Below are 24,235 nucleotides of genomic sequence, written 5' to 3'. Positions count from 1 at the left end.
TTGATTCAATTTAAACGACAGGTTGCTGGCCTTACTATCAGTACCCTCTTGTTTGCGATATCTGCGCCGGTTCATTCGATAGGGATTATAGACGCATATTCGCTGGCACTTGAGAAAGATCCGACCTTCCGGGCGGCAATAAAAGAGAAAGAAGCGGGAGACGAAAACGAAAACATCGGCAGGGCGGGGCTGCTGCCGAAGGTATCACTTAATTATCAGAACTCACCGAGAAACTGGCAGACGCAGAAGTATCCGTCGAGTGACTTTTTTGGCAATGTGAGCGAAGTGACTCAACGGCAGCAGTACCGCAGTTATTCCAGTTCGGTAACGCTGACGCAGCCGCTGTTCGACTATGAGGCTTATGCGCGCTATAAGGCTGGTGTGGCGCAGACCTTGATGTCTGACGAACGCTACCGCGGCAAGTTTCTGGACTTGGCGGTACGGGTGATCTCTGCCTATGTTGAAGTGGCTTATTCCAAAGACCAAATCGCTTTGGCTTCAGCGCAAAAGGCGGCTTATAAAGAGCAGTTGGCACTGAACGACCGTTTAATGAGTGCAGGGGAAGGCACCATTACTGACGTTTCTGAAACTCAGGCTCGCTATAGCTTGGCAGAAGCCCAGGAGATTGAAGCGCGCGATGCGTTAGATTCGGCTCAGCGTGAGCTCGAGGTCATTATTGGCGTGCCACTTAACCAACTGGATGAGGTACAGGTGTTGCGTCCTGGGAAATTCCAGGTAGCGCCATTGATTCCTTCAAAGTTTGAAGAGTGGCAAAAAATCGCTCTCGAAAATAACCCGATGCTGGCTGCATCACGTCACGGCGTTGATGCAGCGAAGTATGAGGTAGAGCGTAACCGCGCGGGCTTTATGCCGCAGGTGCAGCTTTATGCTTCACACTCGGAAAACGACTCCAGTAGCGATAACACGGTCAACCAGAAGTACCGCACCGACAGTATCGGTGTGCAGGTAAGTATGCCGATCTATGCCGGCGGCGGCGTTTCCGCCTCGACTCGCCAGGCGGCGGCACGATATGGCCAAGCGATGTATGAAATGGATACGCAAGTTGGCAGTACGCTGAACGATCTGCGTAAACAATTCAATCTGTGCATCAGCAGTCGAGCAAAGTTGGCTGCATACGAACTGGCGGTTAAATCAGCGACCACGCAGGTAACTGCAACACGTCAGAGTGTCTTGGCGGGGCAGCGCGTTAACGTTGATGTGCTCAATGCAGAACAACAACTCTACAGCGCCCAGCGTGACTTGGCTTCGGCCAAGTACACCTACATAAAATCCTGGATCACATTGTTGAGCGATTCTGGAACGCTGGATGAAAAGGATGTTAAGCGCGTAGCGCAGTATTTTGCTGCAAATCGCTGAACAGATTGGCTGAAATAGGTTGAATGCTTTGCATGAGTATTTATCTGAAAGAGCAGCTCTGAGCTGCTCTTTTTTGTCCCAATACGTTATGTTAGCAACAAGTAGTGCTCTTCCCATTGCCTTCAACACTGATTTTTCAGTATAGGTTACCAATATATGTATGGGCATGTGTCGGCTTAGGGAAGAGTGCGTTTTAACGCGATTGTAACTTTTTGTGTGTAATTGTATGACTTTTATAATGGTGGGTCAGCAGTCTCTAAGCAGTACTCTCATTTATAAGACAGATGACTGGGTAAAGGGTTAACAATGTCAAAACTAATTCCTGTGGTTATGGCCGGTGGTACTGGCAGTCGCTTATGGCCACTTTCACGTGAGTCATTCCCCAAACAATTTTTATCTATCGACGACAGCGGATTTAGCTTGTTGCAGCAGACCCTACAGCGTTTGTCTGGGCTGGAGGGTGTACAGGTTGCAGCGCCTTTGGTGATCTGCAATGAAAATCATCGGTTTTTGGTTGCGGAACAACTGCGTGAAATTGATCAACTGGCGACCAACATTATTCTAGAGCCTGTGGGACGCAATACTGCTCCTGCTGTAGCGTTGGCTGCACATCTGGCCGCAGAAGAAGACGATGACAGCATACTGCTGGTATTGGCCGCCGATCATTTGATTAAAAAGGTGGAAAACTTCCACTCGGCAATAAAAACGGCTGTTCAGCATGCTACCGAAAACAGCTTGGTGACCTTTGGTATTATTCCTGGGCATCCAGAAACGGGTTATGGCTATATCAAGCGTGGCAGTGAGCTTTCTGGCGAATGCTTTAAAGTCGACGCTTTTGTGGAGAAGCCTTGTCTGGAAAAAGCCATTGAATATCTGGCGAGCGGTGAATTCAGTTGGAACAGTGGCATGTTTATGTTTAAAACGGCCAAGTTCCTGCAAGAGTTGGAGCAGTTCAGCCCCGAAATTTTCGCTACAACGCAGCAGTCTGTGGTCGACAGCCAACGTGATATGAACTTTATCCGTGTTGATCAGGAGATATTTAAGCATTGCCCAAGTGATTCTATCGATTACGCAGTGATGGAAAAAACGCGAGATGCTGTGGTGATCCCGATTGATGCCGGCTGGAGCGATGTAGGTTCATGGTCATCTCTGTGGGAAGTCTCTGAAAAAGATGAATTAGGGAATGTGAACGTCGGTGAGATTATTTCCATTGATTCAAACAATAACTATATTTCATCCGATGCTGCGTTAGTTGCTACCATCGGTTTAGACGACCTGATAGTGATCAACACCAATGATGCGTTGCTGATCTCGACTAAGGACAGAGTTCAGGACGTTAAGAAAGTGGTTGATGAGCTAAAAAAACGCAATCTTCATCACTTCCGGCAACATTCCTCCTCCTATCGCCCCTGGGGTAAGATTTGTGATATCGACAGCGGTGAGCACTTCCAGGTAAAAAAAATCATTGTTCGCCCTGGAGAAGGGCTTTCTGTCCAACGTCATCTTCATCGTGCGGAACACTGGGTGGTCGTCAGCGGTACAGCAAAAGTGAATGTTGATGATAAAGCGTTCTTTTTATCAGAAAATCAATCCACCTTCATACCTGCAGGCAGTGTCCATACACTGGAAAATCCAGGGAAAATCGATCTCGAGATCATCGAGGTCAGATCAGGGTTTTACCTGGAAGAAGATGATATTGAGCGTTTGCACGATCGGTACGGCAGAGTCTAATTAAAGGGTTCGGTGATGGAAAAGTTAACGTGTTTTAAAGCTTATGATGTTCGCGGTAAATTAGGTGAAGAATTGAATGATGATATTGCCTACCGTATCGGTCGTGCTTATGGCGAGTTCCTAAAGCCAAAGAGCATTGTGCTGGGTAGCGATGTGCGCCTGACCAGTGAAAGCCTGAAGTTATCCTTGGCAAAAGGGTTACAAGATGCGGGTACCGACGTTATCGACATTGGCATGACTGGGACTGAAGAGGTGTACTTTGCCACTTCACATCTGAAGGCCGATGGCGGCGTTGAAGTCACTGCCAGCCATAACCCGATCGACTACAACGGAATGAAATTGGTTCGCGAAGGTTCGCGCCCTATCAGTGGCGATACTGGTCTGCGCGCTATACAAGAGTTAGCGGAAAACAACCAATTCCCGGCCCCTTCTGCAGTGCGTGGCAGCTATATTCGCCAGGACGTGCTTGGTGCATATGTAGAACACATACTTTCATACGTTGATGTAAAAAACTTCAAACCGTTGAAACTGGTGATCAACTCAGGTAATGGTGCAGCCGGTCATGTGATCGACGCCATTGAAACATCCCTTAAGGCTATGAACGCCCCGTTGGAGTTTATCAAAGTTCATCATCAACCCGACGGTAGATTCCCCAATGGTATTCCCAATCCATTGCTGCCTGAGTGCCGTGCAGATACCGCCAATGCGGTGCGCGAACACGGTGCGGATATGGGGATCGCTTTTGATGGTGACTTTGACCGTTGTTTCCTGTTTGACGAAAAAGGTGACTTTATCGAGGGATACTATATCGTCGGCCTGCTGGCGGAAGCTTTCCTGCAAAAACAACCAGGCGCAAAAATTATTCACGATCCGCGCCTGAGCTGGAACACGATTGATGTGGTGAGCGGGGCTGGCGGTGTGCCGGTAATGTCAAAAACCGGGCATGCTTTTATTAAAGAGCGTATGCGCTCGGAAGATGCCATCTACGGTGGTGAGATGAGCGCCCACCACTATTTCCGCGATTTTGCCTATTGCGATAGCGGCATGATCCCATGGTTGCTGGTCGCTGAATTGGTCAGTGTGAAAGGCCAAACGTTGGGGCAACTGGTGCAGGATCGTATTGCTGCTTACCCATCCTCCGGCGAGATCAACATCAAGTTGACTCAACCTGCGGCGTCTATTGAAAGCGTCAAACAGCATTATTTGGCGCAGGGCGGTGAGGCAGATTATACCGATGGTATCAGCATGGAGTTTGCCGACTGGCGTTTCAACCTGCGTTCATCCAACACTGAACCGGTAGTCCGGCTCAATGTTGAGTCACGTGCTAACGTTGCCTTGATGAAAGAAAAAACAGAAGAAATCCTGGCGTTGTTGTCTCGTTAACAGTGTCGTGGTCATTTGCTTCAAACAGGGCTGCTTGGCAGCCCTGTTTTTTGTTTTGAAGTAATTTTCTTGGACCCAATGTTTTATGGTTTTTTTCTGAAGAAGATTAAAAATTTCTAACTTTAGCGCTTTAGGTGCGCGTAAGGAGTTGTTGATGGCAGTTTTAGTCACCGGCGGTGCCGGATATATTGGATCTCATACCGTCTTGGCCTTACTGGAGCGTGGCGAAAATGTCGTTGTGCTGGATAACCTGTCGAACTCGTCAGAGGAGTCATTGCATCGCGTCGAACAGCTGGTGGGCAAAGCAGCCACTTTCTATCAAGGTGACATCCTGGATGGAGAATGCCTGCGTCGTATTTTTGATACCCATGGTATTTCTTCGGTGATCCATTTTGCTGGCTTGAAGGCCGTCGGTGAGTCAACCCGCAAGCCGTTGGAGTATTATCAGAACAACGTTGCCGGGACTTTGGTATTGCTGGATGAAATGCGACGGGCCGGTGTACATCAATTTATCTTCAGCTCTTCAGCGACGGTATATGGTGCGAACTCCCCAGTTCCCTATGTAGAAACCACGCCAATCGGTGGTACCACGAGCCCTTACGGCACTTCAAAGTTGATGGTTGAGCAAATTCTGCAGGATTTCGCCAAAGCGGAGCCGGAGTTTTCCATAATCGCTTTGCGTTACTTCAATCCGGTAGGTGCACACGAATCTGGTTTGATTGGTGAAGATCCCAACGGTATTCCAAACAACTTGTTGCCTTATATCTCTCAGGTAGCGATTGGCAAGCTTGAGAAGCTGGGCATTTTTGGTGGGGATTATCCAACGGAAGATGGCACCGGGGAGCGTGATTACATCCACGTGATGGATCTGGCAGAAGGCCACCTGATGGCCATGGATTACCTGAAGAAAGTCGAGGGTTTTAAAGCTTACAACCTGGGCGCGGGGATAGGGCACTCGGTATTGGCGATGGTGCATGCTTTTGAAAAAGCATCTGGGAAGGAAATACCTTATCAAATATTACCGCGCCGTGACGGCGACCTACCTGCATTTTGGGCTGATGCGAATCTTGCACGCCGTGAACTGGGGTGGGAAGTTCGGCGTGGCATTGATGAAATGATGCGAGATACCTGGAACTGGCAGAAGAACAACCCGCAGGGTTACCGGAAGTAATACAGATGGATGGTGGGTGTGCGCTCTAGAAGTAGTGGTTCGTAACTCATCGCTAAATTGGTAAATATTACAGCATAATATGTAACCATATACGCTGCCTAAATTTCGGTTTTGGTGGCGATTAAAAATTAAAGTAAATGAAAAACATGCGGTTAAGATTGATTTTGTTCAGAGGAGTGCAACCGCTATGCATTTTTTTTACGTTACGATATCGGATGTTTTTGCAAATTGTGCTAGTCTCACAGGCCTTCGTAGACCCTATATTATTTCTGTCATACGTATGCGAGTTTGTTTAAGGTTCATTCATAAATGCCTTAACAGTGGTGTGTAAACTCAGTGAAAGCGTACGTTCATAAGCATAATTCGAGGTCTCTGGGTAAAGTTTTTGTGGGCAGGTTCCTAATGAGAGTAATTGAGACACAGGTCGCAGGTGTAAAGCTGATTGAACCCAAGGTTTTCGGCGATCACCGCGGTTTCTTCATGGAAACATTTCAAAAGAGTCGGTATCAGGAGTTGCTCGGTATTGATGCCGAGTTTGTACAGGACAATCATTCCCGATCTTCGCAAGGTGTCTTGCGCGGATTGCATTTTCAGACTGCTAAACCGCAAGGCAAGTTAGTACGCTGTGTTCGTGGTGAAGTCTTTGATGTGGTTGTTGATATCCGCTCTGATTCGCCAACCTTCAAAAAATGGGTTGGGGTTTACCTGTCAGAAGAAAACAAAAACCAGCTTTGGGTTCCGCCAGGACTTGCACATGGTTTCGTTGTCATTTCAGAATCTGCTGATTTTGAATATAAATGTACCGATTACTATGATCCAAGTAATGAAGGTTGCCTGCTTTGGAACGATCCAGAAGTCGGTGTAGATTGGCCAGTCAGCGATCCATTGCTGTCGCCGAAGGATCTGCAGGGAAAACTGTTTAGAGAGCTTTTCTGATGCGTGTACTTTTGACCGGGGCTGCAGGGCAGTTGGGACGTTGTTTTATTGACCGGCTTCCTGCTGATTGGACCCTAATGGCAGCAGATAGCCAGAAATTAGATATCACCGATGCTACAGCAGTATTTGCTGCCGTCACACAGTTCAAGCCGGATGCTATCGTCAATGCTGCTGCCTATACTGCGGTAGACAAAGCGGAATCGGAACCCGAGAAAGCTAAAGCGATTAATGCGGAAGGACCCGGTTTTTTGGCAGCAGCAGCAGCAAAGCTGGACATTCCATTCGTACATATTTCAACCGACTATGTTTTTGATGGTACTGCATCAGATCCTTACTGTGAAAATACCCCATGCTCACCAAAAAGCGTCTATGGTCAAACCAAACTTGACGGTGAACTTGCAGCGTTGAAAGCTAACCCGAAAACTATAGTGATCAGAACAGCTTGGGTCTTTAGCGAATACGGCAACAACTTTGTGAAAACGATGTTGCGGGTCGGCGCGCAGCGAGGCGAACTCGGTGTGGTGAGCGATCAGTATGGTTGCCCAACCTATGCCGGCGACATTGCAGCAGCAATTATTGCAATGCTGTCAAAATCGCAATTGTCTTATGGTGTTTATCATTTTTGCGGTGATACCGCAGTTTCTTGGTTTGATTTCGCACAAACTATCTTCGAAGAAGCTCAAGCTTGTGAGTTGTACCCACACCAGGTGAAAGTTAATCCGATTGCCAGTCATGAGTATCCAACACCAGCGTCCCGACCAGCGTACTCGATTCTCAGTACTGACAAGATATGTGCTTTGAACCTCAGGCCAAGCCCGTGGAAACAACAGCTTAAAACAGTGCTACAGAAGATATTATCACAGTAATGAGCCTTCAATTGGATTAGATTAAAGGGGATAATGTTATCCCCTTTGATGTTTCTGCGAGAGGTAAAACGCCAGCTTTTCGCATAGATCGACATTGAGTCTTATAACCACCCTTATAGCATGAATTTTCGGTCATAATGGGTTGAGGAATTAGATACAGCATGGCTGTTGAACAAGAAAGATTTCAGATAGTTGCATCGATCGTTTTATTTAACCACAGCTATGAGCAAGTGGAGGAGACGCTGACCTCACTCCTTAACGAGCAATGCGTTGGAAAAATTGTCCTCGTCAACAACGGTGGCGCTGATTGGGCAGCTTCTTTGGGCAATGATCGAATAGATTACATCCATTCTACGATTAACGGTGGCTTTGGGCATGCTCATAATCTGTGCATGCGCAGTTACCTCGATCGTTGCGACTATTTCCTTATCTGTAATCCTGATATCAGCTTTGAAGCTGGTGCTTTAGCGCGCTTATATAACTTTGCTCATAAAGAGGGGCATAAGTTTGTTTCCCCACGTATACGCTACAGCGATGGGCGCTTCCAACATAGCTGCAGGCTATTACCTACGCCGGCTAACCTCTTCCTAAGACGTTTTCTGCCTAAATGGGGCAGTAAAATGGACGTTGCTTACGAATTACATCAGGCCGACTATCAGCAAACCTTTGCTGTTCCTTCAGTTTCCGGTTGTTTCATGCTGTTGAAATCAACACTCTTGGAACAGTTGGGTGGATTCGATGAAAGATATTTTATGTATATGGAAGATGTGGACCTTTGTCGACGCGCGTTGAAGTTGACGGATATTGTTTATTTTTCGGGAACGACAATCACACATGTGTTCGGGAAAGGTTCTTATAAGAGTTTGACTTTGTTGGGATATCATATGCGTTCAGCAATATTGTATTTCAACAAATGGGGATGGATTTTTGACCGTGAACGCAGTCACTACAATCAAAAGTACTTAAAGACGATTCCGATAACCTCTTTGCGTGATGGCCTCTAAGTCTTGGTTGTTACGTCTGATTGAATCTAAGGTATTGATTATGTTTATTTATATCGATTATAGCGTCATTGCGTGCGTTGTTGGCGAAGCCTCGGAGGTTGGTAAATGAATAACCCTCATAAAAAAGCGCCTTTAACTCCGTTCGCATTGGTACGCACTTTGTGGGGTTTTAAGTCGCTAATTTTACAAATGACCAAGAGAGAGGTAGTTGGCCGTTATAAAGGCTCTACGATGGGGCTGGCTTGGTCTTTTTTGAATCCGTTATTTATGTTGATTGTTTATACATTTGTATTTTCAGTAGTTTTTAAAGCTCGTTGGTCAGTTGGGGGCGATGAGAGCCGTACACAATTTGCCGTCATACTGTTTGTTGGCATGATTGTCCATGGTTTCTTTGCCGAAGTGATAAATCGCGCACCACAAATCATTCTGGGTAACACTAACTACGTTAAAAAAGTGGTTTTCCCCTTGGAAACCTTGCCGGTGATTGGGCTCTGTGCCGCGCTTTTTCATACGTTGATAAGCTTGGTGGTTTTACTGTGTGCCTTTTTCATGTTTAACGGTTTTCTGCATTGGACGGCGGTATTTATCCCGTTGGTATTTTTACCATTAGTTATTTTTTGTCTCGGATTAGGCTGGATATTGGCTTCGCTCGGTGTCTTTATCCGTGATGTTGGTCAGACTACAGTGATTATTACCACAGTAATGATGTTTTTATCGCCGGTTTTCTTCCCGATTACTGCCTTGCCGGAAAAGTACCGAATCTGGATCATGCTTAATCCGCTGACTTTCATTATCGAACAGGCCCGTAGCGTATTGATTTGGGGTCGTTTGCCTGATTGGCAAGGGCTGGCGGTATATACGGTTGCCGCCGCCGTAGTGGCATGGCTGGGCTATGTATTCTTCCAGAAAACCAGAAAGGGGTTTGCAGATGTCCTCTAACGAAATTGCTATAGAAGTCAAAGGATTAAGCAAATGCTATCAAATTTACGATCGTCCACGAGATCGTTTAAAGCAATTCTTTGCTCCTAAACTTCAGCGAGCTGTGCGCCGCGATTCCCGACGTTATTTTCGCGAGTTTTGGGCGTTGAGAGATGTCTCTTTCAGCATAAAAAAAGGCGAAACTGTTGGCATTATCGGCCGAAATGGCGCCGGAAAATCAACCCTGTTGCAGATGATTTGTGGCACGTTGACCCCAACTGATGGGGAGATTCAGGTGAACGGTCGCATCGCTGCTCTGCTTGAGTTGGGGGCTGGATTTAATCCGGAGTTCACGGGTCGTGACAACGTTTATCTCAACGGTTCCGTTTTAGGATTCTCGCGTGAACAGATTGATGCACGCTTTCAAGAGATCATTGATTTTGCAGATATTGGCGAATTTATTGATCAGCCGGTAAAAACCTATTCCAGCGGGATGTATGTCCGTTTGGCGTTTGCCGTTCAGGCCTGTGTTGAACCGGAAATATTGATTGTCGATGAGGCGCTAGCTGTAGGTGATATCGGGTTCCAGTATAAGTGCTATAAACGTATGGAAGCCCTGCGTGCCAAGGGGGTGACTATTATTATGGTTACCCATTCCACCGGCAGCATTCTAGAGTATGCCGATCGTTGTCTGGTCATGAATAATGGGCAACTAGTAGGGGACACCAATGATGTATTGGCGGCGGTTCTTGCTTATGAAAAAGGTATGTTGCTGACCCAGGCTCCCCCTAAAGAAAGACGTCAGCATGCCGACAGTTCTGCTGTTAAGGACGTGGTTACGCTTCAGGCTATTCAGTCAGAACAGATCAACGTTGAAATAGGGGAAAAGCGCTTTGGTACCGGACGGGCTATTATCGAAAGTTTACAAATCTATAAGTCAGACGGTACTCCGCTTTCAGACAAACCGTTGGTTCGTGCTGGTGAAGAGCTGACTTTTGACTACACGCTATTGTCTTCAGAGGTCATTGAAGACATCGCGCTTGGCGTTTCAATTTCTAAAGCGCAGGGCGGAGATATTTGGGGTGATAGTAATATTGGTGCTGGAGTTCCAATCACCCTAAAACCGGGTGAGCAACACATCGTGTATAAAGTCAAGTTACCGATAAATTCTGGTGACTATTTGGTGCACTGTGGGCTGGCGCGGGTTGGTAAAGGGGAGCGGGAAGAGCTTGATCAGCGTCGTCCAATGATGAGGTTGAAGTTCTGGTCGTCGCGTGAGTTGGGTGGTGTCATTCATGCTCCGGTACAAATTTCGCTGGAAGAGGAGTAACGCTATGCTGGCCGTTTTTTTACCGCCTTACTCTTTTCGAGGTACCAAAGCGCCTTACCTGTGGGTGTTTTATCGCCTACTGAGTACGTTGAATGAAAAAAGCCTCTTTATTACTGGTAGTGATTATTTACGCGATCCGCTCGAGCTGCGTGAACAAGGGCGTTGGGAGTTTGACATCCCTACGATGCGTAACCTAGGCTATTCGCTGCCAGATCTCGATACCTTCAAGCAGCATGAATTCAGCATGCTTGATGATGGTCTATTTACTCGTTTACTGAACGATTATCACCATAATCCAATGGCGGTATTCCAAGCATTCCTGACGCAAAGTATTCCTGAACTGGAGTCGGAGCTGCGTAAAGTATTACTGGCGAAAAAAGACTTAGGAATCAAAGCTGTACTTAGTATCTGCAACTGCCCGTCGCTGGAGAATATTGCGCGGGAATTGTCGATCCCAGTGATTCACTTTGAGGTTGGTCCTCTACGTGCTCCTATGTACTTGGGGACGGGCTATATTGATTTCAGTGGCGTGAATGGCAATACTGAGGCGCATTCGCGCTACCTGAAAGTGGCAGAAAATTGCCAAGTTCAGCTTACGATGACTGAGTTGCATCGATTTTTTGCGCAAGTTTTATTGCCCCAAAAAGGCAATGCAGAGTTTGAGCTTGGACTGGCCATGCAGGTCGAAGATGATTCGAACATTATTGCCTATAGTAATGGTTTCAATAATTTATCATTGCTGTCTTATGCGCAAACTTTGTGTCCCAGCGAGAATATGCTGATTAGGCTTCACCCCGGAAGCCGCTTCCAATTGCAAAATGTGCAGTCAGAAATCGATAATTCACCAAACAGTCTTGAGTTCCTGCATCGCTGCCAGCGGTTAGTAACAATAAACTCAAGTGTGGGATTGGAAAGCCTGTTACTTGACATTGACGTTGAGATATTAGGTGACAGTTCTTATAGATTTATCAACGATGTGACGGATAATGCTGAACGTGCCAACAGAATGGCGTTCTATCTGTTTGCTTATCTCGTGCCATTTGATCTGATATTCAATGCGGATTATCTGCACTTCCGTCTGTCTGAACCGGCGGAAATCGACATAGTGCGTTACCATGTTAATTATTATTCAGCAGGAACTGACGAATTGACAAGCATGAAAGGAATGACTATTGGCGAGCTAATATCTGACCGTGTCAAGCGGGACAATGACGTTCGTGCAGAAATTTTCCGTGTTATCGATGAGCAGAAAAACAGCATTGATGAGAAACATCAGCTGATAGAGTCTTTGGAAGAACAACTACAGCAGAGGAAAACGCAGCTGCAGCTGCAATTGGAGGAAAATCTGCATTTGCAGGCATCGCTATTGCAAAAACAGAGCCAGCATGAGGAAGCATTGCTGCAGCTGAAAGTTATCGAGGAAAACTCCCGGGCAAAAGAGCTCGAGCAAGAGCTTGATGTATTACAGTCAGAGGTGGGAGCGAAAACGCATGAGATTTATACGCTGCATTCTGCACTGAGCCAAAAAGATGGTATTTTGAATCAGCAACATTCTGCAATGGCCCAGATGCGTAGTAGCTTGTCGTGGAAGTTGACGATGCCAGTGAGAATGATTGGTCGCGTGGTGCGCGGTGAGTTTGGCGTTATTCGTGATTTTACTCGCCACTACTTTACACAGCGATTTGACGGCAACCGTTCCTTAGCTTCAAAAGTTTGGCTCGCGTTCCGTAGCCACCCGCAACCCTATCGTGCGTTGGGACGCAAGGCAAAAACGGCTTTCAGCTTGGTCGCAAAGGGACAATTTTCCGAGTTGAGGTCCAGCCTGCGCCGTATTGCGCAGAATACTGCGGACACGCCGATGCCGCTCACTTACATCGATACCCAGCATGTGGTGATACTGGCTTCCAGGCATACCCTCTATGTCGCTCATCGAGTGCAAAAGTCGCTGACTGATATTGGGTTGGGAGTTACCATAATTCATGCATACTCTGCAGTGGCCGATAGCGGGCAAATGCATATTGTAATCTGCCCACAAATGTTCCCGGAATTGCCGCAGAATTTTGTGGCTTTCCAGATGGAACAATCAATCAACCCACGTTGGTTTACGGCGGAGTATTTTGCCATTCTGGAGCGAGCGATTGCTATCTTTGATTACTCATTGACCAATATAGACTTCCTGCTGCGGCATGGCGTACCTTATCAAAAATTGTTCTACATGCCGGTATCTTCTTATGATCGTTATGCCGAACACTTGAGTCATACAGGTTATAATTTGCAACCTGCAAAAGATGAGCAGCCAATAGATGTTCTATTCTATGGTGATCCTAACTGCGAGCGCCGACAAAATTATCTGCAGCAGTTAAGCAAGCGCTTCAATGTGTACATTGCCTCTGAGGTGTTTGGCCAGGATCTTACTCGTTTGGTACAACGAGCGAAATTGATCGTCAATATTCATTATTATGAAGATGCTTTACTGGAGACTACGCGGTTATATGAGACGCTGTCTCTGGGCACGCCAATTGTTAGTGAAACCAGTTCTGATATTCAGCATCATGACAATCTAACTAGCGTGATTGATTTTGCGGCAGTGGGTGACATTGACGCGATGGCTGATAAAATTGAGCGGTTGTTGGCTGACGATAGTTTCTATATGCGTCGTCGCCAAGATATTGCTGATTTCACGCGTAAAGATATGCAGTTTGATAATTATTTCAAACGTTATCTGTTGGCTAATGATCTAATTGATTTTCAGGCTTACAAGAGCAGCGTCGATTTTATTCCGCATAATGAAGTAGATATTCCTAAGCTATGCCTGTCACTGACTGAAACGCCGGTGCGTAAGCAAGCATTTCTTAGTAAGCCGACGCATGGTTTTCAAGTGATCGAGGGTGTTCGCCATCGGATTGGTTGGATTGGCTGCGGGATGAGCTATAAATATATGTTGTCGACGTTGGCGGATCGCAAGACCGAAATGGCGATGATTTGTGAAGATGACGTGCTGTTCCCAACAGATTTTGATATTCAGCTTGAAAAGGTTGTTGGGCATTTGCGAACGACGGAGTGGGATTGGCATGTGTTTGCCGGCATTATCGCGCACTTGCATGATGACACCAGTATCTTAGCGGTGAAAGAAATTGACGGTATTGAATATGTTTATATTAACCGCATGACTAGCATGGTTATGAACATTTATTCTCGCCGCGGTATTGAACTAATTAGCCAGTGGGATGAGAAGAATATCGACTCCCAGAACAATACCATTGATCGATATCTTGAGTCAGCACCAGGGTTGACGGTGGTCACGACACTGCCATTCATGGTCGGTTACGCTGAAGATCAGCACTCAACGCTGTGGGGGTTCGTTAACACGCAATACACCGACATGATCCGAAACAGTGAAAGATTGCTAGCGGAAAAGGTTAAGGCGTTTAAAGAACGCCAGGCCGAAGTGGTCGGCGCATAATAGTCCTTTTGTCAGGTCACATAAAAAAACCGGCCAATTTTAGATTGGCCGGTTTTTTTATGTGACCTGTTAACAGAATGATTTCAGATTAAAATTCAATCGCCTAAAACACATTATGTGACCTATCGCACCAATCACTACCCACGCGGCTCAATCCTGAGTTAACATGTTGACCACATCACAAAACCTGTTGGCCAAAGTTGTTAACAGGGTCATCCTCAGACAGGAGTTCTTCAATGTCCAAGCAACAAATCGGCGTTGTCGGCATGGCGGTAATGGGCCGCAATCTGGCACTGAACATCGAAAGCCGTGGTTACACCGTTTCGATCTTTAACCGTTCAGGCGATAAAACTGATGAAGTTATTGCTGAGAATCCAGGTAAAAACCTGGTGCCGCACTACACCGTCGAAGAGTTTGTAGAATCTCTGGAAAAGCCACGCCGCATTTTGCTGATGGTGAAAGCGGGTGAAGCGACAGACAAGACCATTGCTTCCCTGACGCCACACCTGGATAAAGGCGACATTCTGATCGATGGTGGTAATACCTATTATCAAGACACCATCCGTCGTAACCGCGAACTGTCTGATCAGGGCTTCAACTTCATCGGTACTGGCGTGTCCGGTGGTGAAGAGGGTGCACTGAAAGGGCCTTCAATCATGCCTGGCGGCCAGAAAGAAGCTTACGAGCTGGTGGCGCCAATCCTGAAGAAAATCGCCGCGGTAGCGGAAGGCGAGCCTTGCGTGACCTATATTGGTGCTGATGGTGCCGGTCACTATGTGAAGATGGTACATAACGGTATCGAATACGGCGACATGCAGCTGATTGCTGAAGCATACTCGCTGTTGAAACAGGCGCTGAACCTGAGCAATGAGCAGTTGGCTGAGACCTTCGCCGAGTGGAACGAAGGTGAACTGAACAGCTACCTGATCGACATCACCAAAGATATCTTCACCAAGAAAGATGAAGAAGGTAAATACCTGGTTGATGTGATTCTGGACGAAGCCGCCAACAAAGGCACCGGCAAATGGACCAGCCAGAGTTCTCTGGATCTGGGCGAGCCGCTGTCACTGATCACCGAATCGGTATTCGCGCGTTACCTGTCCTCACTGAAAGACCAGCGCGTTGCTGCGTCTAAAGTACTGACCGGTCCTAAAGCGACGCCAGTCAGCGGTGACAAAGCTGAATTCATCGAGAAAGTACGCCGCGCACTGTATCTGGGCAAAATCGTTTCTTATGCACAGGGCTTCTCACAGCTGAAAGCCGCTTCCAAAGAAAACAACTGGGATCTGCACTACGGCGACATTGCCAAGATCTTCCGTGCCGGTTGTATCATCCGCGCCCAGTTCCTGCAGAAGATTACCGACGCTTACGCACAGGATGCGGATATTGCTAACCTGTTGTTGGCGCCGTACTTCAAGCAGATCGCTGATGAATACCAGCAGGCACTGCGTGACGTGGTGTCCTACGCAGTACAAAACGGCATTCCTACGCCGACCTTCTCTGCGGCTATTGCTTACTACGACAGCTACCGTTCAGCAGTACTGCCGGCTAACCTGATCCAGGCGCAGCGTGACTACTTCGGTGCTCACACTTACAAACGTATTGATAAAGAAGGCGTGTTCCATACCGAGTGGATGGAATAATCCCGACGTTTGAAGCATAAAAAAAGCCGCCGAGGTTAACGCCCGGCGGCTTTTTTATTGCCTGCAAAATGGGGTTACTTTTGGTGCCGCTCGCGCAGCCGGCCAATCACCTTGCTCAAGTCCAAATCCTGATCCTGCAACAGCACCAACAGGTGATAAATCAGATCAGAAGCTTCGTTGGTCAACTCTTCACGATCGTTTACCGTGGCGGCCAGCGCGGTTTCCACGCCTTCTTCGCCCACTTTCTGCGCGATGCGTTTGGTGCCGCTGGCGTACAGACTTGCCGTGTAAGAGCTGTCTGGGCTGGCGGTCTTGCGTTCAGCCAAGAGTTGTTCCAATTGATAGAGGAAACCCCAATCGCTGTTGGCTGGGTAGAAACAACTGGTGTTACCCAGGTGGCAGGTGGGGCCGATTGGGTTCACCAAAATCAGCAGCGTATCGTTGTCACAGTCCGGGGTGATACTGACCACATTGAGGAAGTGCCCGGAACTTTCCCCTTTAGTCCACAGCCGTTGTTTGGTGCGAGAGAAGAAAGTGACTTTGCCGCTTTGCTCCGTCGTGCTCAGGGCTTCCTGGTTCATATAACCGAGCATCAACACTTCGCCGGAGACGGCGTGCTGCACGATAGCGGGCATCAGGTTGTCGGTTTTTTCCCAGTCCAGCTGGTTTCTCTGTTGTTCTGTTAACACACGCGAATCTCCACGCCTTGTTCGACCAGGAACCTTTTCAGGTCGCCAATATTAATGATTTGTTTGTGGAATACTGACGCAGCCAGTGCGCCATCAACGTCCGCATCACGGAACGCTTCCAGGAAGTGCTCCATGGTGCCTGCGCCGCCGGAGGCGATCAACGGCACCTTACAGACTTCCCGTACCTGTCGCAGCTGTTCCAAATCGTAACCGTTGCGCACGCCATCCTGATTCATCATATTCAGTACAATTTCGCCGGCACCGCGTTTTTGCACTTCTTTAACCCAATCCAGGGTTTCCCACTGGGTGACGCGGGTACGGCTTTCATCGCCAGTGTACTGGTTGACGTGATACTTGCCGGTTTCGCTGTCAAACCAGGTATCAATACCCACAACAATGCATTGCACGCCAAAACGATCCGCCAGACGGCTAATCAATGTCGGGTCAGCCAACGCCGGAGAGTTGATAGAAATCTTGTCGGCGCCGAAAGAGAGGATCTGACTAGCATCTTCCGGACTTTTGATGCCACCTGCGACGCAGAACGGGATATCGATCACTTCTGCTACCCGTGATACCCAGCTTTTATCCACAACCCGGCCGTCGGAGGACGCGGTAATGTCGTAAAACACCAGTTCATCTGCGCCTTCTTGCGCATAGCGCTGCGCCAGCGGTACGATGTCACCGATGATTTCGTGGTTGCGGAACTGCACGCCTTTTACGACTTGCCCGTCTTTAACATCCAGGCAGGGGATTATCCGTTTTGCCAGCATGCGATAGCCTCCTCAACGCTAAACTTACCTTCCAGTAGGGCACGCCCTACAATCACACCCTCAACGCCACTGCCACGTAGCTGGGCAATGTCGTCCAGATTGCCGATGCCGCCGGACGCCTGGAAGGCGATCTGCGGATAGCGCTGGCTGATTTCCTGGTACAGTGCGACGTTGGAGCCGGACAGTGTACCGTCACGGGAAATATCGGTGCACAGTACATGCTTCAGGCCATAAGGCAGGAATTGTTCAACCACCTGTTCCAGCGTGGCATCAGAGTTTTCTTGCCAGCCACTGATGGCTACGCGTTTGGTGCCGTCGGTATCGATGCGTACATCCAGCGCAAGCACCATGGCATCAGCGCCGTAACGTTCAAACCAGCCTTGCACCAATTGCGGTTGTTTTACTGCGGTAGAGCCGATCACTACGCGAGAGGCACCGGCCTCCAATAAAGCAGAAACGTCTTGTTCATTACGAATGCCGCCGCCAACTTGCACCGGCACATTAACGCCTGCCAGCAGTTTGCGCAGCAGAGGGATCTGGCGTGCAGTAGGATCTTTGGCACCGGTCAGATCGACCAAATGCAATACCTGCGCACCTTGTTGTTGGTAGTCCTGCAAACGCAGCAGCGGATCGTTGCCATAGTCGCGTTGCTGGCCGTAATCGCCCTGATGCAACCGCACCACGTTGCCGTCGATCAAGTCCAAAGCTGGAATAATCATGCTGCCTACATCTCCAGAAAGTTTTTCAACAGTTGCGCACCGGCCGCGCCAGATCGCTCTGGATGAAACTGCACGCCGAAGAAATTGTCTTTTTGCACGGCGGCGGTGAAGGGCTCGCCGTAGTTCGCCTGGGCGATGGTGCTTGGGCATATCGGCATCGCATAGCTGTGAACGAAGTAGAAGTAAGCACCGTCTTCGATGCCGCGGAACAGATGATGGCCTGCCTGAGCAGAAACCTGGTTCCAGCCCATGTGCGGCAGCGGCAGGCCGAAGTCGGTCATCTGTACCACCGGGGTATCGATAATGCCCAGCGTATTGATGCCACCGTTCTCTTCGCTGCTTTTTGCCAGCAACTGCATACCGAGGCAAATGCCTAACACCGGCTGGGTACAGGCCTTAATCAGTTCAATCAACTCGCGCTGTTTCAACTGATCCATGGCGGCCTGCGCGGTGCCGACGCCGGGTAGAAAAAGCTTGTCGGCACGCAATACGATCTCCGGGTCACGGCTCACCTCTGGCTGGTAACCCAACCGCTGCACCGCGTAGGTGACCGAAGACAGGTTGGCGCAGCCGGTGTCCAAAATCACCACGTTCATCACAGCACTCCTTTCGAGCTCGGGAGGGTGTTGCCCTCTACGCGGATTGCCTGGCGCAGCGTACGACCAAACACTTTGAACAGGCTTTCGACGCGATGATGGTCGTTTTTGCCTTTGGTTTTCAGGTGTAGCGTGCAACCCATGGTGTAGGACAATGAGCGGAAGAAATGCTCGACCATTTCGGTGCTGAGATCGCCAACACGTTGGTAGTTGAACTCGGCCTTATATTCCAGGTGCGGACGCCCGGAGATATCCAGTGCGCAGCGCGCCAGACATTCATCCATCGGCAATACAAAGCCGAAGCGTGCGATACCGCGTTTGTCGCCCAGCGCTTTGTTTAATGCTTCGCCGAGTGCCAGCCCGGTATCCTCTACCGTGTGGTGGTCGTCAATATACAGATCGCCTTTCACATCGATATCCATGCGGAAACCGCCGTGGGTGGCTATCTGATCCAGCATGTGGTCGAAGAAGCCGACGCCCGTTTTGATCTTGCTGCCACCTTCACGATCCAGCCAGACATTGACGTCTATTTGGGTTTCTTTCGTTACACGGTTAACTCGCGCGTGACGATCACGCTGGGTCAACTGGCGAACGATTTCCTTCCAACCCAGCGTTTCACGTTGATAACGCAATCCCTGAATACCCATGTTTTCGGCCAACTGCACGTCGGTTGGCCGATCGCCGATCACATAGCAATGGGCCGTTTCCATCGCGCCAGGCTCGAGGTAGCCCTTCACTAGCGCGGTTTTCGGCTTGCGGCAGTCGCAATTATCCGCAGGGAGGTGCGGGCAAATCAAAATATCGTCAAAGTGAATGCCTTGCGAACTGAGGATCTGCATCATCAGGTTGTGCGGTGGGTCGAAGGTTTCCTGCGGGAAACTGGCGGTGCCGAGCCCATCCTGATTGGTGATCATCACCAGCTGATAACCTGCCTGCTGCAAAGCCAGCAGTGAAGGGATCACGTCCGGCTCCAGCGCAAGCTTATCCAGACGATCAACCTGGAAGTCTTCTGGTGGTTCGGCAATCAACGTACCGTCACGGTCAATAAAGAGGATTTTTTGGCTCACATTGGCTCCTGGCGAGTCTTGTTGGCGCCGGGCAGGGCAGACAGCGCGTCAACCACGCGTTGGCATTCATCACGGGTGCCTATCGTAATACGCAGGCAGCCGGATAACCCGGGCTGTTTATTTTGGTCTCTTAAGATAATGCCCTGATCCCACAAGGTTTTAAACACATTACTTGAAGCGGTGAAACGTACCAGCAGGTAATTACTGTCGCTGGTGAAAACCTGCTCGACGCAGGCGCAGTTTTGCAGCGCCTGCTGTAGCACACTGCGATTTGCGGCGATCTCTGTAACCCGTTGACGCATCACGCGGATGCCTTCGGTGCTGAGCGCTTGCGCAGCGATATCGGCGACCGGGGTAGACAGCGGATAAGGGGCGATCACCTTAAGCAGCAGGGCGATCAGATCTTCATTACCCAAGGTAAAACCACAGCGTAAACCGGCCAACGCAAAGGCTTTAGATAAGGTACGCAGAATAGCCAGGTGCGGGTAGTCGCTCAGCCAGCCAGCCACACTGGCCTGCGGGCAGAATTCGATATAGGCTTCGTCAACCGCGACGATTGCCTTGTCTTTGGCCATTTCCAACAGAGTGCGCAAATCGTTCGGGTCGATCAGGTTGCCGGTCGGGTTATTAGGGCTGCAGACGTAAATCAGTTTAACGTTGTCCAGGCTGTCGGCGATGGCGGGCAAATCCAGTTGCCAATCCTGCTTGGCCGCCACGGTGCGACGCTCCACGCCAAAGGTTTCAGCGCTGACGGCGTACATCCCGTAGGTCGGTGGGCAGAACAGGATGGCGTCTTTACCCGGCTCGCAAAATGCGCGGATCAACAGCTCTATGCCTTCATCGGCGCCGCGGCTGACCAGCACCTGTTCCTTTTTAACCCCGGCGTAATCGGCGTAGCGCTCGATTACCCGCGCCGGTTGACACTCCGGGTAGCGGTTGAAGGTCTGCGCGGTCAGTTGAAATTCCGGGGCGATCGGGTATTCGTTGGCGTTCAACCACACGTCGCCGTTCCCCCCCAAGCGGCGGGCTGATTGATACGGGATCAGCTCGCGAACGTTGGCGCGTGCCAGATTTTCAATGCTCATGCTTGCTCCTTCAGTGCGGCAACGCGCAGGGTTACGGCGTTTTTGTGGGCAATCAACTGTTCGGCGGCGGCCAGCGTTTCAATGGTGGCTGCCAGATTCATGAAGCCCTGCGGCGTAAGCTCCTGCACCGTCATGCGCTTCTGGAAATCCGCCAAGCCCAAGCTCGAACAGGTGGCGGTGTAACCATAGGTCGGCAATACGTGGTTAGTGCCGGACGCATAATCACCGGCAGACTCCGGTGACCAGTCACCGAGAAACACCGAACCGGCGCTGGTGATGCTGTCGACCAGGGCGCGGGCGTTGCGAGTCTGAATAATCAGGTGTTCCGGGCCATACTGATTGCTGATTGTCACGCATTCGGCCAAATCTTTAGCGACGATCAATCGGCTGCTGGCCAGCGCTTGCCGTGCTGTTTCAGCCCGCGGCAATAGCGCCAGTTGTTGTTCTACCGCTTCAGCCACGGCCTGCGCCATTGCGGCATCGGGTGTTAACAGGATCACCTGTGAGTCCGGGCCGTGTTCCGCTTGTGACAGCAGATCAGAGGCAACGAATGCCGGGGTCGCACCAGCATCGGCGATCACCAGCACTTCAGAAGGGCCGGCTGGCATATCGATGGCCGCCCCGTCCAGACGTTGACTGATTTGGCGCTTGGCCTCGGTGACAAAAGCATTCCCCGGGCCAAAGATTTTCGCCACACGCGGCACCGAATCGGTGCCGAATGCCATGGCAGCAATTGCCTGTGCGCCACCGACCTGAAACACCTCCGTCACGCCGCAAAGTTGTGCGGCATACAAGATTTCATCGGCAATCGGTGGTGGAGAACATAACACCACGCGACGGCAGCCGGCGATGCGTGCCGGTGTCGCCAGCATCAAGACGGTAGAAAACAGCGGGGCAGAGCCGCCGGGAATATACAGACCAACCGAATCGATCGGGCGGGTTACCTGCTGGCAACGCACACCTGGCTGGGTTTCTACATCAACCGGCGGCAGCTTTTGCGCATTGTGGAAGGTTTCCACGTTGGCAACGGCTATTGCCATTGCCTGCTTGATCTCGTCACCCAGACGCGCGCTTGCTGCGGCGATCTGCTCGGCAGTGACGCGTAACGTACCGACTTCTGTTTTATCAAATTTGGCGCTGTATTCACGCAGCGCCTGATCGCCATTGGCCTTCACGTTGTCGAGTATGTCGCTCACCGTGCGGGTGATGCTGTCCGAGGCGGACATCGCCGGGCGCATCAACAGCGCTGTGCGCTGTTCGGCGCTGCAGTCTGCCCATTTGACCAGAGTATTGAAGTTCGGCATGGCGTTACTCCATCATCTTCTCAATAGGTAACACCAGAATCGAACTGGCACCGAGCGCTTTCAGTTTTTCCATGGTTTCCCAGAACAGAGTTTCACTGCTGACCATGTGCATTGCGACGCGGTTTTGCGCACCGGCCAGTGGCAGGATGGTAGGGCGTTCGGCACCCGGCAGCAGCGCGACGATTTCGTCCAGACGCTCGCTCGGGGCGTGCAACATGATGTACTTGGATTCGCGCGCCTGAATCACACCCTGAATACGGGTCATCAGGCGGTCGATCAATTGCTGTTTGGCTTCGGGCATTTCGCCGTCGCGTTGAATCAGGCAGGCTTTCGAGCGATAGATGACTTCAACTTCACGCAGGCCGTTGGCTTCCAGCGTAGCCCCTGTGGAAACCAGGTCACAGATCGCATCGGCCAGGCCAGCACGCGGTGCGACCTCGACTGAACCGTTCAACAGGCAGGACTTGAAACGCACGCCTTGCTTGTCGAGGTACTGTTTCAACAAGTGTGGGTAAGAGGTGGCGATACGAGCATCTTGCAGGCTCTGTGGGCCGGTGTATTCACTGTCGAGTGAGGTAGCCAGCGACAGGCGGCAACCCCCGAAGTCCAGGCGACGCAGAGTGAAATAGCGCGGGTCTTCGCCCTGGGCGCGGCGAGTGAGCAGTTCTTCTTCCAGCACGTTCTCACCAATAATGCCCAGATCAACCACGCCGTCCATCACCAGGCCCGGGATGTCGTCGTCACGTACGCGCAGGATATCAATCGGCATATTCTCCGCGAAGGCAATCAGACGCTGTTGCTGCAGGTTAATTTTGATGCCACAGCGCGCCAGCAACTCCTGGGATTCATCACTCAGGCGGCCCGATTTCTGCATTGCTATCCGTAAACGTGTTTTGTCCAGCATGGTAACCTCTGTTTAATCTGTAAATTTATGAATTTATTTTAAAAATTATTTTTTCTGTCTGTCCGGAGCCAAAAAAAAACCCTCGGAAGAAATCTTCCGAGGGCTCTCTCTTGCATTCTGCGCGCCACTGGAAGATTAAAAAACCGTCTTCCAGCACTCATCGCCTGAAAGACTAGTCAGGGTGATGGTGATGATGGTGGCTGAACTGAATGCGTGTCATGGTGTTTTCTCTGTATAAAGTCGCTACAAACTCAATTGCTAATTAACCTAAACTATCCGCTGTCTGTCGCGCAACCCTTTTTTATCGTCATAAATTTAATTTATTGAAACAGGTTGAGTTATTAGCCAGACGCGACTTTACCTAAGCTTAAGCAGAGTAGATTGTATCACCCTACGGAGTGGCGTAGCCTTAACGGGCAAAGCGCTGCAATCTTCAAGAGAGGAAGATAATGAAAAAGGTCGCCATTATTGGTTTGGGCTGGCTGGGGATGCCGTTGGCCTTGTCGCTGATGAGCCGTGGTTTTGACGTTGTTGGCAGTAAAACGACGCCAGACGGCGTTGAAGCCGCGCGGATGAGCGGCATTGAATGCTATCAGTTGGAAATGACGCCAGAGCTAATTTGCGAACCGGACGATTTGGAACCGCTGCTGCGCGTTGACGCGCTGGTGATAACGTTGCCAGCCCGTCGCACGGTTGAAGGCAGCGAGAACTACTTTAATGCGGTGCGCATGCTGGTGGACAGTGCAATGGCATTCGGTGTGCCACGCATCCTGTTTACCAGTTCAACCTCGGTGTACGGTGAAACCACGGGTACGGTACGTGAGGATTCTCCGCTGAAACCGGTGTCACCGTCGGGGCAAGTGTTGGCCGAGTTGGAGCGCTGGCTGCATGAATTACCCAATACCTCAGTGGATATTTTGCGTCTGGCGGGGTTGGTGGGGGTTGATCGCCATCCAGGGCGTTTTCTCGCTGGCAAAGTCGATGTCAAGGGGGGCTCGCAAGGGGTCAATCTGGTGCATCAGGACGATGTGATCGCTGCCATCCAACTGTTACTGAAATTACCGAAGGGTGGCCACGTGTATAACTTATGTGCGCCGGGCCACCCGACAAAACGCGAGTTTTACCCGGCATTGGCTGAACAGTTACACCTGACGCCGCCGCAGTTCGCCGCCGAAGCTGAGCAAGACGGGCGATTGGTCGACGGTAGCCGCATCAGCAATGAACTCGGATTTGAGTATCAATATCCCGACCCTGCGCGTATGCCGCTAAATTAATCTCG

21 protein-coding genes and 1 other annotated feature are annotated in these 24,235 nt (G+C 49.9%); of the genes, 12 read left to right on the top strand and 9 right to left on the bottom strand.

From position 1 onward, the window contains the following. The 11 genes from ACI2J2_RS09985 (at position 1) to gndA (ending at position 15,822) form a co-directional block, all read left to right on the top strand. Positions 1–1,377 (top strand): TolC family outer membrane protein, encoded by a 1,377-nt coding sequence (locus ACI2J2_RS09985; RefSeq protein ID WP_404759996.1) that lies wholly within the window; start codon positions 1–3, stop codon positions 1,375–1,377. 306 nt (positions 1,378–1,683) lie between these two features. Beyond that, a complete protein-coding gene (locus tag ACI2J2_RS09980; protein ID WP_209632467.1) occupies positions 1,684–3,108 on the top strand; it encodes a mannose-1-phosphate guanylyltransferase/mannose-6-phosphate isomerase in 1,425 nt (474 codons plus the stop codon). Between the two features lie 15 nt (positions 3,109–3,123). Then, positions 3,124–4,491, top strand: a complete 1,368-nt coding sequence (gene cpsG / locus ACI2J2_RS09975; protein WP_404759995.1) for a phosphomannomutase CpsG — start codon at positions 3,124–3,126, stop codon at positions 4,489–4,491. A 154-nt stretch (positions 4,492–4,645) separates the two neighbouring features. Further along, positions 4,646–5,662 carry a UDP-glucose 4-epimerase GalE gene (gene galE / locus ACI2J2_RS09970; protein ID WP_404759994.1) on the top strand — a complete coding sequence of 339 codons (1,017 nt, stop codon included), beginning with the start codon at positions 4,646–4,648 and terminating at the stop codon, positions 5,660–5,662. A gap of 402 nt (positions 5,663–6,064) precedes the next feature. Further along, positions 6,065–6,598 (top strand): dTDP-4-dehydrorhamnose 3,5-epimerase, encoded by a 534-nt coding sequence (rfbC, locus tag ACI2J2_RS09965; RefSeq protein ID WP_404759993.1) that lies wholly within the window; start codon positions 6,065–6,067, stop codon positions 6,596–6,598. After that, positions 6,598–7,464 (top strand): dTDP-4-dehydrorhamnose reductase, encoded by an 867-nt coding sequence (gene rfbD / locus ACI2J2_RS09960; protein WP_404759992.1) that lies wholly within the window; start codon positions 6,598–6,600, stop codon positions 7,462–7,464. The genes rfbC and rfbD overlap by 1 nt, the downstream gene beginning before the upstream one ends. Before the next feature lie 161 nt (positions 7,465–7,625). Continuing rightward, entirely contained in the window at positions 7,626–8,468 is an 843-nt protein-coding gene (locus tag ACI2J2_RS09955; protein ID WP_404759991.1) for a glycosyltransferase, read from the top strand. Between the two features lie 105 nt (positions 8,469–8,573). After that, positions 8,574–9,407, top strand: a complete 834-nt coding sequence (locus ACI2J2_RS09950) for an ABC transporter permease (protein WP_404759990.1) — start codon at positions 8,574–8,576, stop codon at positions 9,405–9,407. Continuing rightward, positions 9,397–10,716, top strand: a complete 1,320-nt coding sequence (locus ACI2J2_RS09945) for an ABC transporter ATP-binding protein (protein WP_404759989.1) — start codon at positions 9,397–9,399, stop codon at positions 10,714–10,716. The genes ACI2J2_RS09950 and ACI2J2_RS09945 overlap by 11 nt, the downstream gene beginning before the upstream one ends. A 4-nt stretch (positions 10,717–10,720) precedes the next feature. Next, positions 10,721–14,179: a hypothetical protein gene (locus ACI2J2_RS09940; RefSeq protein WP_404759988.1), complete on the top strand. Its 3,459-nt coding sequence runs from the start codon at positions 10,721–10,723 to the stop codon at positions 14,177–14,179. A 236-nt stretch (positions 14,180–14,415) separates the two neighbouring features. Then, positions 14,416–15,822 (top strand): NADP-dependent phosphogluconate dehydrogenase, encoded by a 1,407-nt coding sequence (gndA, locus tag ACI2J2_RS09935; protein WP_265555267.1) that lies wholly within the window; start codon positions 14,416–14,418, stop codon positions 15,820–15,822. Positions 15,823–15,896: 74 nt separating this feature from the next. Here the strand turns inward: gndA and hisIE are convergent, their stop codons facing one another. From hisIE to hisL, 9 genes are all read right to left on the bottom strand, one after another. Continuing rightward, on the bottom strand, positions 15,897–16,511 hold the full coding sequence (hisIE, locus tag ACI2J2_RS09930) for a bifunctional phosphoribosyl-AMP cyclohydrolase/phosphoribosyl-ATP diphosphatase HisIE (RefSeq protein ID WP_404759987.1): 615 nt from the start codon (positions 16,509–16,511) through the stop codon (positions 15,897–15,899). Then, positions 16,505–17,281, bottom strand: a complete 777-nt coding sequence (hisF, locus tag ACI2J2_RS09925) for an imidazole glycerol phosphate synthase subunit HisF (RefSeq protein ID WP_061807141.1) — start codon at positions 17,279–17,281, stop codon at positions 16,505–16,507. Before hisF ends, hisIE begins: the two co-directional genes overlap by 7 nt. Further along, the gene (gene hisA / locus ACI2J2_RS09920; RefSeq protein ID WP_404759986.1) at positions 17,263–18,000 is read right to left on the bottom strand and encodes a 1-(5-phosphoribosyl)-5-[(5-phosphoribosylamino)methylideneamino]imidazole-4-carboxamide isomerase; all 738 of its coding nucleotides are present in this window, start codon (positions 17,998–18,000) and stop codon (positions 17,263–17,265) included. The genes hisF and hisA overlap by 19 nt, the downstream gene beginning before the upstream one ends. Positions 18,001–18,005: 5 nt before the next feature. Then, on the bottom strand, positions 18,006–18,596 hold the full coding sequence (hisH, locus tag ACI2J2_RS09915) for an imidazole glycerol phosphate synthase subunit HisH (protein WP_209632484.1): 591 nt from the start codon (positions 18,594–18,596) through the stop codon (positions 18,006–18,008). Beyond that, on the bottom strand, positions 18,596–19,663 hold the full coding sequence (gene hisB / locus ACI2J2_RS09910; protein ID WP_404759985.1) for a bifunctional histidinol-phosphatase/imidazoleglycerol-phosphate dehydratase HisB: 1,068 nt from the start codon (positions 19,661–19,663) through the stop codon (positions 18,596–18,598). The genes hisH and hisB overlap by 1 nt, the downstream gene beginning before the upstream one ends. Then, entirely contained in the window at positions 19,660–20,748 is a 1,089-nt protein-coding gene (hisC, locus tag ACI2J2_RS09905; protein WP_404759984.1) for a histidinol-phosphate transaminase, read from the bottom strand. Before hisC ends, hisB begins: the two co-directional genes overlap by 4 nt. After that, positions 20,745–22,052 (bottom strand): histidinol dehydrogenase, encoded by a 1,308-nt coding sequence (gene hisD, locus ACI2J2_RS09900; protein WP_404759983.1) that lies wholly within the window; start codon positions 22,050–22,052, stop codon positions 20,745–20,747. The genes hisC and hisD overlap by 4 nt, the downstream gene beginning before the upstream one ends. 4 nt (positions 22,053–22,056) lie before the next feature. After that, positions 22,057–22,956, bottom strand: a complete 900-nt coding sequence (gene hisG, locus ACI2J2_RS09895; RefSeq protein WP_012006049.1) for an ATP phosphoribosyltransferase — start codon at positions 22,954–22,956, stop codon at positions 22,057–22,059. A gap of 70 nt (positions 22,957–23,026) precedes the next feature. After that, positions 23,027–23,153, bottom strand: a sequence feature (His leader region). Next, a complete protein-coding gene (gene hisL, locus ACI2J2_RS09890; RefSeq protein ID WP_101495319.1) occupies positions 23,129–23,176 on the bottom strand; it encodes a his operon leader peptide in 48 nt (15 codons plus the stop codon). (Overlaps the previous feature by 25 nt.) 229 nt (positions 23,177–23,405) lie before the next feature. On the opposite strand from hisL, the gene ACI2J2_RS09885 reads away from it, so the two are divergent. Next, a complete protein-coding gene (locus ACI2J2_RS09885) occupies positions 23,406–24,230 on the top strand; it encodes an SDR family oxidoreductase (RefSeq protein ID WP_209632488.1) in 825 nt (274 codons plus the stop codon). The last annotated feature ends 5 nt before the right edge of the window (positions 24,231–24,235 follow it).

This window comes from Serratia sp. NPDC087055, assembly GCF_044900985.1.
Classification (GTDB): Bacteria; Pseudomonadota; Gammaproteobacteria; order Enterobacterales; family Enterobacteriaceae; genus Serratia.
This window is presented reverse-complemented; position numbering and strand designations above follow the sequence as displayed.